Genomic DNA, 13,829 nt, shown 5'->3' with positions numbered 1-13,829 from the left:
GCCGCACAGGGACAGAAGGGGCCCCTGGCCGGCGGTAACGCCGGCCAGGGGCCGTTGACGCGATCAGCCCAGATCAGCCGTCGGTCTCCGCCGACGGGATGTAGGCGCCCGGCACCTGGTCCGGCGTGTAGATCTTGGTGTCACCCGGGTAGGGCTTGGTGAACCCGTTCGCCTCGTACCACGAGAAGCGGTTCATCTGCTCGGGGGGAGCGGAGTCGACCTTGGCGTTGGGCCCGGTGAACGGCTGCTTCGACTTCCAGTCGTCCCACTTCGCCGCGACCGCCTGCTGGTCCGCCGGCACCTTCGCCGACGGCACGGCCGCCGCACTGGGGTTCTGCGGCGCCGGGGTGTCCAGGCCGCAGGAAGGCGGGGTCTTCAGACCATCGGTCAGCGGGACCCGGTTGGGCAGAGCGGTGAACGGTGTGAAGTCCGGGTTCTGGGTGAACGCCCCATGCATCGGGCTGGCCGCGCTGTCCTTCTGGTTCATCGGGTGGATCCCGAGGATCTGCTCGATGGTGCGGATCATCGTGATCTGCGAGTAGTAGCGGCTGTCGACCTTGCCGTGCTGCGCCCAGGGGCTGATGATCTGGATCGGGGCACGGTGGCCGTCGACGTGGTCGAGGCCGGCCTGGGAGTCGTCCTCGACGACGAAGATCGCCGAGTCCTTCCAGTACTTGCTGTGCGAGATCGTGTCGACCATCTTGCCGACCGCGAGGTCGTTGTCCGCGACCTGAGCGGCTCCGCTCGGCGCGCCACCGGTGTGGTCGTTGGGGAACCAGACCATGTTCAGGTTCGCCGGCCCGTTCTTCTCGAAGTCACGCTTCCAGATCTCGTACCGGTAGATTTCCGGGATATTGAGGTCGCCCCCCGGGAAGCTGTGCACCGACACCTTGTCGAGCGACGGGATCGCCACGGCCGAGTGCATGGGGTAGGCGGTGTCCTGTTCGGGGTTCGCCGCCATGTTCTTGGTGTCGCAGTACAGGTTCTGCCAGCTCGCGCCCGACGGCTTGGAGTTGGACTGCAGCTGGTACTCACCGAAGTCCTTGACGGTCTTGCCCGCTGCCTGCGCGCCGGTCCAGATGAAGCCGGACTTCTGGTGGCCGAGAGCGTCGTTGTAGGTGTCGTAGCTGCGCTGGTACTCACCGGCCATGGACTCGGTGTATTCCGGGTTGTCGGCCTGCATCAGCCAGTTGTGGCCCTCGGCGGAGTTCGTGCCGATGTCGTAGGTGTTGTCGTACAGCCCGAACTGCTTGGCCAGCGCGTGCTGGTTCGGCGTCACGTTCTCGCCGTACTGCGTCAGCGACGGGTCGCCGTTGCCCTGGGGCATGTCACCGAAGACCTGGTCGTAGGTCCGGTTCTCCTTGACGATCATGAAGACGTGCTTGATCGTCGAGGGGTCGCCGAGCTTCAGCGGGACCGGCACCGGCTTCGCATCGCCCTTGCCCTCGGTCAGCGTGACCGAGCCGCCGTTCCAGGCGTTCTGGCTGAAGACCTTGCCGGTCTCGGACTTGATGACGCTGTCGTCCGGCAGCGTGAACCGCTGCAGGCTCGACGTCGTGTCGTGGGTGCCGTGCCCGGCCCTGTTGGTGGGGCGGCGGGCGTCGATACCGCGGGTGTTGGAGACCACCACGTCGTTGCCGACGGTGGTGATCTCGGAGGGGAAGTAGTCCGTCGGGAGCAGGCCGACGTAGCTGACCGGCTCCTGCGGAGACGTGTACCGGTAGACGGCGACCGCGTTGGCGCCGCCGAGCGTCACCAGCAGATGACCGTCGTCGGTGAGCGTCACCGCGTTGGGGTGGTAGCCCACCTCCGCCTCCGGCCACGGCTGGGTGGCGATGGTCTGCACGACCTTGTCGTTGGCGGTGTCGATGACCGACACGTCGTTGGTGGCGGTGTTGGTGACGAACACCGCCCCCTTCTTGGCGTACAGGGCGGTCGGGTGCAGACCGACGTCGATGCTCGAGGGAGCGGCGGTCGGGTCCGCCAGGTCGATGACGCTGACCGTGCCGGTGGTGGTGGCAGCGGTCTCCGGGTCGGCCACCACCTGGGTGCCGTACGAGTTGACCGTGGTGTCGCCGGGCTTCGCCGGACGCCCGCCCTCGTTACTGACGTAGAGCTTGGTGCCGACCTGGACCATGCCACGCGGGGCGTTGCCCACGGCCCAGCTCTGCTCGATGGCCCCGGTCGCCGCGTTCATGGCGACCACCCGGTTCTGGCCGTTGACCGCGGAGTACACGGTGGAGCCGTCGGCCGAGAACACCGCCGCACCCACCAGCGCGCGCTTGGACCCGTCCCTCGGGATCGCGAGCCACTTCGGGTTGGCGAGGGTGCCGTCCGGGTTCACGGTGAACCTGGTGTAGCCGTCGGCCTGGCCCAGCCACAGCTGCGAACCGTCGGGCGAGTACGTGGGGCCTTCCTGGCCCACGTCGTTGCCGCTGATGCGCAGATCCGCCGACGCGTTGTTGCCGACGAGCTGCTGCACCTTCCAGTTCTTCAGGTCCACGATGGCGAGCGCCATCCCACCGTCGGCGAGCGAGGCCGCGACATGGGTGCCGTCCGGGCTGACCGCGGACGACATGATCTTGCCGTTGTTGATGACGAGGCGCTCACCGATCGGCTTGATGTACTGGTCGCTGGAGACGACCTGGCCCTGAGCTGTGACCTGGCCGACCTGGTCGGTGCCGAACTGGTGCGTCTGGGCAACAGCGGTGCCCGTGACGGCGAGGGTGACAGCGATACCCGCCGTCACCAGAGTGGCCCGGCGGCCGACGCGTCTGCCGAAAAAGCTGATCTGGTCCTTCTCGTTCATCCGACGCTGCCGTGTGACCTGCATGAAGTTATCCCTTCGGGGTGGTGTCGAGCAGTTCGACGTTGCCGTCGAACTGCCAAAGCGGGTTCGGTGTGTCCCCGTTCGGGGTCCGCACCAGGAAGTAGCCGTTCACTTCCTTCGGTCCGTCGCCATCGGCCACGAACCGCCCGTCCGCGGTGACGTCGAGCTGGTAGATGGCCGACCCCGGGGCCCAGACGCCGGGGAGATGCCAGGTGACGACGCAACGCCAGTCGTTGCCCGGCCCCTTGGGGGCGATCTGGCCGCCGCCCGTGTTGCACGCCGCCGTGACCCGCAACTGCGCCTCGATGCCCTCGAGTGCGACGACATCGCCGAAACACTTGGTCATCCCGCGAGCCCGGCTCGCGAGGAGTGCGGCCATGAGTCCCTTCCTTCGCAGTCCTCAAGGACCGTAGGGACGGCACACGACGCGTACGGGAGCACCGAGTTGAACGCCCGTGGAACGAGGGAAGGCGATCGTGATCACGACAAGACGCCCGACAAGTCCGTGTACGGCTGCCCTCGTGCGGTTCCGCCCCGCAGGGCGGCAGGGCACGGGGCCGACACCATCGCCGACACCGACGAAGCCCAATGGCACTCTCCCAAGCGGGTGGAGCGCGGGAGGAGTAGCGGTCGGGGTGCGGGATGTAGCGTCAGGAGCGTACTTCCGGCAGGGGGACCAACTGCTCGGCAGGGGTCATCGAACCGTGGTTGCCGACCATCGACGACTCCTTCGGCTCCTGCTCGGAAGCGATGAGCAGGACGTCGTCGCGGGCGGCGGCGACCACGTCGCCGATCCGCGCGTGGACAGAAGGGGCCCCTGGCCGGCGGTGACGCCGGCCAGAGGCCCCTTTGACACGATCAGCCTTACGTCAGCCGTCGGACTCCGCCGACGGGATGTAGGCGCCCGGCACGTCCTCCGGCGCGACGATCTTGTCCTCGCCGGGGTACGGCTTCTTCCACCCGTGCGCCTCGTACCACGAGAAGTGGTCCATCTGCGCGGGGTTCGCGTAGTCGAGCAGGGCGTTGGGCCCGGTCATCCGCTGGTGCGACTTCCAGTCGTCCCACTTCGCCGCGACCGCCTGCTGGTCCGCCGGCACCTTCGCCGACGGCACGGCCTCCGCACTGGGGTTCTGCGGCGCCGGGGTGTCCACCCCGCAGTCGGGCGGGGTCGCCAGGCCATCGGTCAGCGGGACCCGGTTGGGCAGAGCGGTGAACGGTGTGAAGTCCGGGTTCTGGGTGAACGCCCCACGCATCGGGCTGGCCGCGCTGTCCTTCTGGTTCATCGGGTGGATCCCGAGGATCTGCTCGATGGTCCGTATCATCGTGATCTGCGAGTAGTAACGGCTGTCGACCTTGCCGTGCTGCGCCCAGGGGCTGATGACCAGGATCGGGGAACGATGGCCGTCGACGTGGTCGAGGCCGGACTGGGAGTCGTCCTCGACGACGAAGATCGCCGAGTCCTTCCAGTACTTGCTGTGCGAGATCTCGTCGACCACCTTGCCGACCGCGAGGTCGTTGTCCGCGACCTGAGCGGGTCCGTTCGGCGGACCACCGGTGTGGTTGTTGGGGAACGTGAGCATGTTCAGGTTCGCCGGGCCGTTCTTCTGGAAGTCCTGCTTCCAGATCTCGTACCGGTAGACGTCCGGAACGCTGCGGTCAACCGCCGGGAAGCCGGGCACCGACACCTTGTTGAGCGACGGGATCGGCGAGCCCGTTTCTATGGGGTAGGCGGTCTTCTGCCCGGTCGCGTCCATGTTCTTGGCGTCGCAGTACAGGTTCTGCCAGGACGCGCCGGACGGCTTCCTGAAGACCGAATGGAACTCGCCGTAGTTCCGCACGGTCTTGCCCGCCGCCTGCGCACCGGTCCAGATGAAACCGGACTTCTGGTGGCCGAGAGCGTCGTCCTCGGTGGCGTAGCTGCGCACGTACTCACCGGCCGAGGACTCGGTGTACTCCGGGTTGTCGGCCTGCATCAGCCAGTTGTGACCCTCGGCGGAGTTCGTGCCGATGGCGTACGCGTTGTCGTACAGCCCGAACTGCTTGGCCAGCGCGTGCTGGTTCGGCGTCACGTTCTCGCCGTACGACAACAGCGACGGGTCGCCGTTGCCCTGCGGCATGTCACCGAAGACCTGGTCGTAGGTCCGGTTCTCCTTGACGAGCAGGAAGACGTGCTTGATCGTCGAGGGGTCGCCGAGCTTCACCGGGACCGGCACCGGCTTCGCGTCGCCCGTGCCCTTGCTGACCGAGTCGCCGTTCCAGCCGTTCTGCTTGAAGACCTTGGCCGTTTCGGACTTGATGACGCTGTCGTCCGGCAGCGTGAACTGCGTCAGGCTCGACGTCGTGTCGTGGGTGCCGTGCGCGCCCCCGCTTCTGGGGCGGCGGGCGTCGATACCACGGGTGTTGGAGACGACCACGTTCTTGCCCACGGTGGTGATCTCGGAGGGGAAGTAGTCCGTCGGGAGCAGGCCGACGTAGCTGGCCGGCTCCTGCGGGGAGGTGTACCGGTAGACGGCGACCGCGTTGGCGCGGCCGAGGGTCACCAGCAGGTGACCGTCGTCGGTGAGCGTCACCGCGTTGGGCTCGTAGCCGACCGACGCCTCCGGCCACGGCTGGGTGGCGATGGTCTGCACGACCTTGTCGTTGGCGGTGTTGATGACCGACACGTTGTTGTCGGCGGTGTTGGTGACGAACACCGCCCCCTTCTTGGCGTACACCGCGGTCGGGTGCAGACCGACGTCGATGCTCCCGACGGCGGCGGCCGGGTCCGCCAGGTCGATGACGCTGACCGTGCCGGTGGTGGTGGCACCGGTGTCCAGGTCGGCCGGCACCTGGGTGCCGTACGAGTTCAACGTGGTGTCGCCGGGCTTCGCCGGACGCCCGCCCTCGTTGCTGACGTAGAGCTTGTCGCCGACCATGGCCATGCCACGGGGGGCGTTGCCCACGGTCCAGCTCTGCTCGATGGCCCCGGTCGCCGCGTCGATGGCGACCACCCGGTTCTGGCCGTTGACCGCGGAGTACACGGTGGAGCCATCGGCCGAGAACACCGCCGCACCCACCAGCGCGCGCTTGGACCCGTCCGCCGGGATCTTGACGGACGTCGGGTTGGCGACGCTGCCGTCCGGGTTCACGGTGAACTTGGTGTAGCCGTCGGCCTGGCCCAGCCAGAGCTGCGAACCGTCGGGCGAGTAGGTCGGGCCCTCCTGGCCGACGGCGTTGCTCGGGATGCGCAGGTCCGCCGCCGCGTTGTTGCCGACGCGCTGCTTCACCTGCCCGGTCCCCAGGTCCATGACGACCAGCGCCAACCCACCGTCGTTGACCGAGGCCGCGAGGTGGGTGCCGTCCGGGCTGACCGAGGACGACATGATCTTGCCGTCGTTGATGACGGTGCGGTTACCGTACGGGGCGATGTACTGGTTGTCGGAGATGACCTGGCCGTCAGCGGTGACCTGGCCGACCTGCTGGGTGCCGAACTGGTACGTCTGGGCAACAGCGGTGCCCGTGACGGCGAGGGTGACAGCGATACCCGCCGTTACCAGAGTGGCCCGGCGGCCGACGCGTCTGCCGAAAAGGCTGATCTGTGCCTTCTCGTTCATCCGACGCTGCCGTGTGACCTGCATGGAACTATCCCTTCGGGGTGGTATCAAGCAGTTCGACGTTGCCGTCGAACTGCCAGAGCGGGTTCGGTGTGTCCCCGGCCGGGGTCCGCACCAGGAAGTAGCCGTTCACTTCCTTCGGCCCGTCGCCGTCGGCCACGAACCGGCCGTCCGCGGTGACGTCGAGCTGGTAGATGGCCGTCCCCGGGGCGTTGACGCCGGGAAGATGCCAGGTGACGACGCACCGCCAGTCATTACCCGGCCCCTTGGGAGCGACCTGGCCGCCGCCCTTGTTGCACGCCGCCGTGACCCGCAACTGCGCCTCGGTGACGTCCGGGCGGTGCAGCTGCTCGGTCTGCAAGCGGTAGAGGTGCGCGAACGCCGTGGCGACCGACCGCTGCACCTTGTCCTGTTCGATGCCGGAGCCCGTCGACGGAGTCGCCACAGCGACCACCCCGACCGTGAGGGCGGTCAGCCCGGCCAGCGGCACCAGTCCCGTGGTGATCGCCCGGCGCCCGGAACCGTCGTAGGCCGGGTTGGTGAAGTCCCGCCGCAGGAACAGCAGATACGCCAGCGCCGTCGCGGCCACCGCCCACACCAGGGCGACCACGATGCCGATCAGGAGCGGGCCGACCTGCACCGGACTGGTGAACAGACCGTTCCAGGAGATGAAGGCCGAGCCGGGCAGGGCGAGACGCACCGCGACGGGCAGCGGCAGCATCTGGGCCAGCTGCATCGCGAGCGCGGCGATCGCGGGCAGCAGCAGCCCCATCGGGGACCGCCCCAGCGCGATGGACCCGAGCAGTCCGATCGCGGCGAGCGCCAGGGTCGGGGCGAGCGCGCAGAGCCAGGCGAGGAGGACCTTGCCGGCGGCGTCCGCCGGCGTCAGCAGATGGCCGTCGAGCCCGACCAACGGCTGGTTGCCGACCGCCACGACCCCGCCGACCGTGCTGGAACAGGCCAGCCCGGCCACGAGCAGCAGGATGACGGTGAGGCCGGCCAGCGCCTTCGCCGCGAAGATCCGCCGGGGCGAGCGGACCGCCACGAGCAGGTGGCGCCAGGTGCCGAGCCGGTCCTCGGAGGCGAACACGTCACCGGCGACCACCGAGACCAGCAGCGGGAGCGCCCAGGTGCCCGCGAAACCGAGCGTCACCAGCGGTCCGGCCCAGCCCGTGGCGTGCATCCAGCGGCCGAAGAGGGTGTCGGTGGGGAGCGTGCTCTGCAGGCTCACCGCGGCGACGAAGAGCGCCGGCACGATCCAGCAGGCGAGGACCAGCAGGCGGATCCGCCATTGCGAGACCAGCTTGACCAGTTCGAAGCGGTAGCCGCGCGTCACCGGGACGCGGCGGGCACTGCCCACGTTGTTGTCGGCGATGGTCGCGGTCATCGGCCGGCCTCCTGCTGCTCGGTCAGGGCGAGGAACGCGGCCTCCAACGGCGATACCACGGGGGCGAGTTCGCGCAACGCGATGTCGGCTTCCACGAGCCGCACCACGAGTTCGTCGAGGGCCGGTACGGGCGCGCGTACGACGAGCATCTCGGCGTCGTGCCGTGCCCCGGCGTCGTCGACGACGCGGACCCCGGCCGTGCCGTCGGCCAGTTGGCGGGCGGCCTGCGGGTCGGAGGTGAGCAGCCGGTAGTCGAGTTCACGGTTCTCGGCGGCGAGCTTGCTCAGCGGGCCGGAGAAGACGACCCGTCCGGTGGCGAGGATGGTGACCTCGGAGCACAAGGCCTCGAGGTCGTCCATGCGGTGGCTCGACAGCACGACGCAGGTGCCGCCGGCCGCGAGCCGGGTGAGGACACCGTGCACGTGCTTCTTGCCGGCCGGATCGAGGCCGTTGGCGGGTTCGTCGAGCACGAGCAGCCGGGGCCTGGTGATCAGGGCCGCGGCGAGTCCGAGCCGCTGACGCATCCCGAGGGAGAAGCCGCGGGCCGGTTCGTCGGCGACATCGGTGAGCCCGACCTGGTCGAGTACGTCGTCGATCCCCGTTGTCCGCGCGTCGAGGCCGCGCAGAGCGGCCAGCGCGGCGAGGTTCTGCCGTGCGGTGAGCGAGGGATAGAGACCGGGCCCGTCCACGAACCCGGCGACGCCGTCGGGAGCGGCGAGCGCCCGCCCGACCGATGTCCCCAGGATCTCGAGGGACCCGCTGTCGGCGACGGCCAGGCCCAGCAGGAGGCCGAGCAGTGTCGTCTTGCCGGCCCCGTTCGGTCCGACCAAGCCGTGGATCTGCCCCTGCGCCACATCCAGGTCGATGCCGTCGAGCGCGACGACGTCGCCGAAACACTTGGTCATCCCACGAGCCCGGATCGCGAGTAGTGCGTCCATGAGTCCCTTCCTTCACAGTCCTCAAGGACCGTAGGGACGGCACACGACGCGTGCAGGAACAGCAAGTTGAACGCACGTGGAACGAGAGAGGGCGATCGTGATCACGGCAAAACGCCCGACAAGTCCGTGTACGGCCGCCCTCGTACGGTTCCGCCCCGCGGGGCGGCGGGGCACGGGGCCGACACCATCGCCGACGCCGACGCGCGCCCACGTCTACCCACGGCACCTCGTCAAGCCCCGCGTCCGTATGGGTGCGGGTACGGGAGATCGATGACGACGAGGGCCAAAGACTGCTGCGGATCACCGCAGGGGCACGGGATCGGTGATGACCCGGCGGCGAGCCTGCTGTGTCTGCCGCACAGGGACAGAAGCGGCCCCTGGCCGGCGGTAACGCCGACCAGGGGCCGTTGACGCGATCAGCCCGGGTCAGCCGTCGGACTCCGCCGCCGGGATGTAGGCGCCCGGCACCTGGTCCGGCGCGTAGATCTTGGTCTCACCCGGGTAGGGCCTCGTCCACCCGTGTGCCTCGTACCACGAGAAGTGGTTCATCTGAGCCGGGTTGGCGGAGTCGGCCTTGGCGGTGGGCCCATTGAACGGCTGCTGCGACTTCCAGGTCTGCCACTTCGCCGCGACCGCCCGCTGGGCCGTTGGCACCGTCGCCGACGGCACGGCCGCGGCGGCCGGGTTCTGCGGCGCCGGAGTGTCCTCGCCACAGGTCGGCAGGGTCGACAGACCCGCGGTCAGCGAGGTCCGGTTCGGCAGAGCGGTGAACGGCGTGTAGTTGGGCTCCTCGGTGAACGCCCCGGCCATCGGGCTGGCCGCGCTGTCCTTCTGGTTCATCGGGTGGATCCCGAGGATCTGCTCGATGGTCCGTATCATCGTGATCTGCGAGTAGTAGTGGCTGTCGACGACGCCGTGCTTGGCCCAGGGGCTGATGATCTGGATCGGGCCACGGTGGCCGTCGACGTGGTCGACCCCGGCCTGGGTGTCGTCCTCGACAACGAAGATCGCCGAGTCCTTCCAGTACTTGCTGTGCGAGATGATGTCGATGACCTGGCCGGTGGCCAGGTCGTTGTCCGCGACCTGAGCCGGACCGCTCGGCGCCCCACCGGTGTGGTTATTGCCCAGCCGTACCAGGTTCAGGTTCGCCGGACCGTTCTTCTCGAAGTCCCGCTTGAAGATCTCGGCCCGGTAGATGTCCGGGATGTTGAGGTCGTACTGCGGGTAGTTGGTCACCGACACGTCGTTCAGCGACGGGATCGGCGACCCCGACTCCATCGGGTACGCGGTGTCCGCACCGGTGGCCTGCATGTTCTTCGTGTCGCAATACAGGTTCTGCCAAGTAGCACCCGTCGGCTTGCGCAGGATCGAGTGGTACTCACCGAAGTTCCGCACGGTCTTGCCCGCGGCCTGCGCACCCGTCCACAGGAAGCCCGACTTCTGGTGACCCAGGGCGTCGTCGGCGGTGCCGTAGCTGCGCTTGTACTCACCGGCCGAGGACTCGGTGTACTCCGGGTCGTCGGCCTGCATCAGCCAGTTGTGACCCTCGGCGGAGTTCGTGCCCGTGGCGTAGGTGTTGTCGTACAGCCCGAACTGCTTGGCCAGCGCGTGCTGGTTCGGCGTCACGTTCTCGCCGTACTGCGTCAGCGACGGGTCGCCGTTGCCCTGGGGCATGTCACCGAAGACCTGGTCGTAGGTCCGGTTCTCCTTGACGATCAGGAAGACGTGCTTGATCGTCGAGGGGTCGCCGAGCTTCGCCGGGACCGGCACCGGCTTCGCACCGTTGCCCTGGGCCAGCTTGACCGAGTTGGGGGTCCAGCCGTTCTGCTGGAAGACCTTGGACGTGTAGGACTTGATGACGCCGTCGTCCGGCAGCGTGAACTTCTGCAGGCTCGACGTCGTGTCGTGGGTGCCGTGCCCGGCCTTGTCGGTGGGGCGGCGGGCGTCGATGCCGCGGGTGTTGGAGACCAGCACGTCGTTGCCGACGGTGGTGATCTCCGCGGGGAAGTAGTCCGTCGGAAGCAGGCCGACGTAACTGACCGGCTCCTGCGGGGAGGTGTACCGGTAGACGGCGACCGCGTTGGCGCGGCCGAGCGTCACCAGCAGATGACCGTCGTCGGTGAGCGTCACCGCGTTGGGGTGGTAGCCCACCTCCGCCTCCGGCCACGGCTGGGTGGCGATGGTCTGCACGACCTTGTCGTGGCGCGTGTCGATGACCGACACGTCGTTGGTGGCGGTGTTGGTGACGAACACCGCGCCGTTCTTGGCGTACAGGGCGGTCGGGTGCAGGCCGACGTCGATGCTCGAGGGAGCGGCGGTCGGGTCCGCCAGGTCGATGACGCTGACCGTGCCGGTGGTGGTGGCACCGGTCTTCGGGTCGGCCGGCACCTGGGTGCCGTAGGAGTTGAGCGTGGTGTCGCCGGGCTTCGCCGGACGCCCGCCCTCGTTGCTGACGTAGAGCTTTGTCCCGACCTTCACCATGCCACGGGGGGCGTTGCCCACGGCCCAGCTCTGCTCGATGACCCCGGTCGCCGCGTCGATGGCGACCACCCGGTTCTGGCCGTTGACCGCGGAGTACACGGTGGAGCCGTCGGCCGAGAACACCGCCGCACCCACCAGCGCGCGCTTGGACCCGTCCGCCGGGATCTTGACGGACGTCGGGTTGGCGACACTGCCGTCCGGGTTCACGGTGAACCTGGTGTAGCCGTCGGCCTGGCCCAGCCACAGCTGCGAACCGTCCGGCGAGTACGTCGGACCCTCCTGGCCCACGTCGTTGCCGCTGATGCGCAGATCCGCCGACGCGTTGTTGCCGACGAGCTGCTGCACCTTCCAGTTCTTCAGGTCCACGATGGCGAGCGCCATTCCACCGTCGGTGACCGAGGCCGCGACGTGGGTGCCGTCCGGGCTGACCGAGGACGACATGATCTTGCCGTTGTTGATGACGAGGCGCTCGCCGATCGGCTTGATGTACTGGTCGCTGGAGACGAGCTGGCCCAAGTCGGTGGTCCGGCCGACCTGGTCGGTGCCGAACTGGTGCGTCGCGGCGAAACCGATGCCGGTGCTGACGGCGAGAACGACAGCGGTGGCGGCTGCCGTCATGACGGTTCTCCGGCTGCCGGTCCGTCTACCGAGAAGGCCTGAAGCGTTCTTCTCGACATGCACACGGCGGCGTGTGACCTGCATGGAATTATCCCTTCGGGGTGGTGTCGAGCAGTTCGACGTTGCCGTCGAACTGCCAAAGCGGGTTCGGTGTGTCCCCGGCCGGGGTCCGCACCAGGAAGTAGCCGTTCACTTCCTTCGGTCCGTCGCCATCGGCCACGAACCGCCCGTCCGCGGTGACGTCGAGCGGGTAGATGGCCGTCCCCGGGGCCCCGACGCCGGGGAGATGCCAGGTGACGACGCAACGCCAGTCGTTACCCGGCCCCTTGGGGGGCGACCTGGCCACCGCCCTTGTCGCACGCCGCCGTGACCCGCAACTGCGCCTCGATGCCGTCGAGTGCGACGACATCGCCGAAACACTTGGTCATCCCGCGAGCCCGGATCGCGAGGAGTGCGTCCATGAGTCCCTTCCTTCACAGTCCTCAAGGATCGTAGGGACGGCACACCACGCAGGCAGGAACAGCGAGTTGAACGCTCATGGAACGAGAGAGGGCGATCGTGATCACGACAAAACGCCCGACAAGTCCGTGTACGGCTGCCCTCGTACGGTCCCGCCCGCGGGGCGGCGGGGCACGGGGCCGACACCATCGCCGACACCGACGAAGCCCTGTGGCACTCCCCCGCAAGGGCACACCAGCCCACCCTGCGGCAGGCACTGGGCAACCCCATATACGGACGCCAGTACGGCCGCCGTCCTCCTCACCAGGGCCGCCGCCTTGCGCCCCGTTCGGGGAACGTTCCACGTTCCGGGCGGTGTTGTGCGTGACTCCCAGCCAACTCGTCGCGCATCAGTACACCATTCAGTCTGCGGTCACGGGCAGCACGTCCGGCGACAGAGCCGCCGCCCGCGCCGAGGCGGCCGTCATACGGCGGCGGTGGTGCCTGCGGCACAGCACCTCGTAGCCGATCTCGTCCGCGGACCGGGTCACGTCGCCGACGACCACTTGGGCACCCTCGACCACCATGACGCCGCCGACGGTACGGGCGTTGTGGGTGGCACAGGCACCGCACCAGCACAGGGCCTCGACCTGGAGCACCTCGACGCGGTCGGCCAGTTCGACCAGGCGCTGGGAGCCGGGGAACAGTTTCGAGCGGAAGTCCGTCGTGATGCCGAAGGCGTAGACGTCCATCTCCAGGTCGTCGACCACGCGCGCGAGCTGGTCGATCTGCTCGGGTGCGAGGAACTGCGCCTCGTCCGCGATCACGTAGTCCGCGCGCCTGCCCTGCGAGAGGTGGTCGACGAGGTAGGCGTACAGGTCCACGCCGTCCTCGACCTCCACCGCGTCCGTCACCAGGCCGAGGCGCGAGGACAGCTCGCCCTCCCCGGCCCGGTCGTCACGGGTGAAGATCATGCCCACCAGTCCGCGCGCGGAGCGGTTGTGCTCGATCCGGAGAGCCAGTGTCCTTTTGCTGGGGTATTCGCCATATCTGGGCAGCGTGACCGACATGCCGCTACGCGTGTTGGGCGCCCTACGGCTGGGTCTCCTTTGCCGTGACGCAGTGAGTACCTGGGATTTACCCGGGTTCTCACGAGGGGCGGAGGCCCCGCCCCTTCATCGCATCAAGACTTGTGGGTGAGTTGAGGTTCAGGCACCCGAGGGGCAGGCCGAACTGTTCGGCGTCTGGCGCCACCACGTCATCTTCACCGACAGCCCGTTCGACCTGGCCCAGCCCGAACCCATGCACCGCGAACACGCCCAGGTCGAGCAGGTCTTCGCCGACCTGGAAGACTCCGCGCTCGCCCATCTGCCCTCGGGGAAGTTCACCGCGAACTCCCCCAGAGGGGGGTACCCCCAGCCTGGCTCACCCTCGCCGCCACCGCCTACTGGTGGCGCAGGCGGCGATGCCGAGCCGTCCGGAGTCCAGCGCGCTGAAGGCGATCTGCAGGCCTGGCCTTCCGCGCCGATGAGCCGGCCGGTATC

Annotated in this window: 7 protein-coding genes and 3 pseudogenes; all 10 read right to left on the bottom strand. The window is 68.5% G+C overall.

The window, feature by feature from the left end:
* Positions 1–73: 73 nt before the first annotated feature.
* The 10 genes and pseudogenes from ACFY4A_RS03305 to ACFY4A_RS03260 all read right to left on the bottom strand — a co-directional run bounded on the left by ACFY4A_RS03305 (position 74) and on the right by ACFY4A_RS03260 (position 13,653).
* Positions 74–2,833: an alkaline phosphatase family protein gene (locus ACFY4A_RS03305; RefSeq protein WP_390827731.1), complete on the bottom strand. Its 2,760-nt coding sequence runs from the start codon at positions 2,831–2,833 to the stop codon at positions 74–76.
* A 4-nt stretch (positions 2,834–2,837) separates the two neighbouring features.
* Positions 2,838–3,134 (bottom strand): annotated as a pseudogene (locus ACFY4A_RS03300) (ABC transporter permease); the annotation flags it as partial.
* A gap of 346 nt (positions 3,135–3,480) precedes the next feature.
* Positions 3,481–3,636, bottom strand: a pseudogene (locus ACFY4A_RS03295) (alkaline phosphatase family protein); the annotation flags it as partial.
* Between the two features lie 63 nt (positions 3,637–3,699).
* Positions 3,700–6,447 carry an alkaline phosphatase family protein gene (locus ACFY4A_RS03290; protein WP_390827730.1) on the bottom strand — a complete coding sequence of 916 codons (2,748 nt, stop codon included), beginning with the start codon at positions 6,445–6,447 and terminating at the stop codon, positions 3,700–3,702.
* A gap of 4 nt (positions 6,448–6,451) precedes the next feature.
* A complete protein-coding gene (locus tag ACFY4A_RS03285; RefSeq protein WP_390827729.1) occupies positions 6,452–7,810 on the bottom strand; it encodes an ABC transporter permease in 1,359 nt (452 codons plus the stop codon).
* On the bottom strand, positions 7,807–8,748 hold the full coding sequence (locus ACFY4A_RS03280; protein WP_390827728.1) for an ABC transporter ATP-binding protein: 942 nt from the start codon (positions 8,746–8,748) through the stop codon (positions 7,807–7,809). Before ACFY4A_RS03280 ends, ACFY4A_RS03285 begins: the two co-directional genes overlap by 4 nt.
* A 426-nt stretch (positions 8,749–9,174) precedes the next feature.
* Entirely contained in the window at positions 9,175–11,931 is a 2,757-nt protein-coding gene (locus ACFY4A_RS03275; RefSeq protein ID WP_390827727.1) for an alkaline phosphatase family protein, read from the bottom strand.
* A gap of 4 nt (positions 11,932–11,935) precedes the next feature.
* A pseudogene (locus ACFY4A_RS03270) lies at positions 11,936–12,233 on the bottom strand (ABC transporter permease); the annotation flags it as partial.
* 474 nt (positions 12,234–12,707) lie between these two features.
* Positions 12,708–13,355 carry a thymidine kinase gene (locus ACFY4A_RS03265; RefSeq protein ID WP_390827726.1) on the bottom strand — a complete coding sequence of 216 codons (648 nt, stop codon included), beginning with the start codon at positions 13,353–13,355 and terminating at the stop codon, positions 12,708–12,710.
* Between the two features lie 79 nt (positions 13,356–13,434).
* Positions 13,435–13,653, bottom strand: coding sequence for a hypothetical protein (locus ACFY4A_RS03260; RefSeq protein WP_390827958.1), 219 nt, complete (start codon positions 13,651–13,653; stop codon positions 13,435–13,437).
* Positions 13,654–13,829 lie beyond the last annotated feature (176 nt).

The organism is Streptomyces sp. NPDC001292 (genome assembly GCF_042896465.1).
Classification (GTDB): Bacteria; Actinomycetota; Actinomycetes; order Streptomycetales; family Streptomycetaceae; genus Streptomyces.
This window is presented reverse-complemented; position numbering and strand designations above follow the sequence as displayed.

Bases quoted from the DNA above. Each gene is read 5' to 3' on its own strand.
- ACFY4A_RS03305 (WP_390827731.1), bottom strand. From the start codon at position 2,833: ATGCAGGTCACACGGCAGCGTCGGATGAACGAGAAGGACCAGATCAGC.
- ACFY4A_RS03290 (WP_390827730.1), bottom strand. From the start codon at position 6,447: ATGCAGGTCACACGGCAGCGTCGGATGAACGAGAAGGCACAGATCAGC.
- ACFY4A_RS03285 (WP_390827729.1), bottom strand. From the start codon at position 7,810: ATGACCGCGACCATCGCCGACAACAACGTGGGCAGTGCCCGCCGCGTC.
- ACFY4A_RS03280 (WP_390827728.1), bottom strand. From the start codon at position 8,748: ATGGACGCACTACTCGCGATCCGGGCTCGTGGGATGACCAAGTGTTTC.
- ACFY4A_RS03275 (WP_390827727.1), bottom strand. From the start codon at position 11,931: ATGCAGGTCACACGCCGCCGTGTGCATGTCGAGAAGAACGCTTCAGGC.
- ACFY4A_RS03265 (WP_390827726.1), bottom strand. From the start codon at position 13,355: ATGTCGGTCACGCTGCCCAGATATGGCGAATACCCCAGCAAAAGGACA.
- ACFY4A_RS03260 (WP_390827958.1), bottom strand. From the start codon at position 13,653: ATGGGCGAGCGCGGAGTCTTCCAGGTCGGCGAAGACCTGCTCGACCTG.